Consider the following 1352-nt stretch of genomic DNA (forward strand, 5'->3'; position numbering starts at 1 on the left):
TGCTTCATACCTTGACTGGGCATGAAGCTGCTGTCACGAGTGTGTCTTTTAGCCCTGACGGCAAAACCATTGCTTCTGCAAGTGAGGACCGTACTATTAAAATCTGGAATTGGGATGGTCAACTGCTTCGTACCCTAACTGGTCATTCGGCTGCAGTCACGAGTGTATCTTTTAGCCCTAACGGCAAAACTATTGCTTCTGCAAGTCTTGACGGAATTATTAAACTCTGGAGTTTAGATGGTCAGGAACTCAAAACTCTTATTGGTCATTTGCGTGGTGTTAATAGCGTGTCTTTCAGCCCTGATAGCAAGACCATTGCCTCTGGAAGTGAGGACAATACCATCAAACTTTGGAGTTTAGACGGTCAGGAACTGTCAACCATCACTGGACATAAGGCTGCTGTTAATAGCGTATCTTTTAGCTCTAACGGCAAGACACTTGTTTCTGGAAGTCAGGATAAAACACTTATCCTATGGAATCTAAATACAAATGATTTACTAGTGCGTGGTTGTGATTTACTGCGAGACTATTTAAAAACTAACCCGAATAACAACGAAGACATTCACCGTTTCTGTGATGATATTAAGACTTCCCGTTTCAAAAACAAATCGCATAATCATATCAACCCAGCCAAGAGTAAATTTTTACTCTTGGCTAGTCATAAGGAATTAGAATTATCCCAAAAGATGAAGGATATGATCTAGACTTAACTTTCTGGCTCAGGAGAATTTACTTTACTCTGATAGGTGTATCACCAGGCTTACAGGGAGCATTATACCTACTACCACCATTTTTTGGAACACAAACGACTCCACCACCTCTATCTCCATCAGTTTCAGATGTTGTTGTCGATGCAGTATTCTTATTTTGAGTCAGTGAAGCTACTAATGCCTGAGTTAAGGCGCTCAGCGACAATTGGAATTTTTTCATTGTTGTACCCTCGAAATAAATGTAGAAATTGACAATAGAACAGTTGCAGGATGCAGTTAAAGTAAGCGTGCTTCCTGAATGCTACTGCTAGGCGTAGCTTTTGAAATATCCAAGGAAGAGCTTCATTTAAGCTATACACATCCTTTGGACACTTTTTCGGAATTTGGGAGATTTCTATTCCTTTAATAGATGCCAGCTTTTTAGGCTTATGCACTTTCCAGATAACCTGTTAATGTTAATTTCATGCAGGCGCTAAGCTAAACAACCTGGTTTCTATAAACCTCCAGTTTGAGATTGACAAACCATTAGGTAGCTACCTGAGTAACATTAGGTTAAGTTGAGCGCAAGTGTTACCCAAAATCTACTTACTGGAGTTTAGACTAAAAGTCGGCGCTCACTCCCATAACAGTTCAACTGTACTA

At 40.2% G+C, this 1352-nt stretch carries 2 protein-coding genes; one reads left to right on the top strand and one right to left on the bottom strand.

From position 1 onward, the window contains the following. Positions 1 to 704: WD40 repeat domain-containing protein (locus ACM0OZ_RS48840; RefSeq protein ID WP_414590157.1), on the top strand; the 704-nt coding region annotated here is incomplete at its 5' end. A 25-nt stretch (positions 705 to 729) separates the two neighbouring features. Here the strand turns inward: ACM0OZ_RS48840 and ACM0OZ_RS48845 are convergent. After that, entirely contained in the window at positions 730 to 930 is a 201-nt protein-coding gene (locus ACM0OZ_RS48845; protein ID WP_414590158.1) for a hypothetical protein, read from the bottom strand. Between the last annotated feature and the right edge of the window lie 422 nt (positions 931 to 1352).

Origin of the sequence: Scytonema sp. PCC 10023 (assembly GCF_963920835.1) — a bacterium.
In the GTDB taxonomy this organism is placed as follows: Bacteria; Cyanobacteriota; Cyanobacteriia; order Cyanobacteriales; family Nostocaceae; genus Kalymmatonema.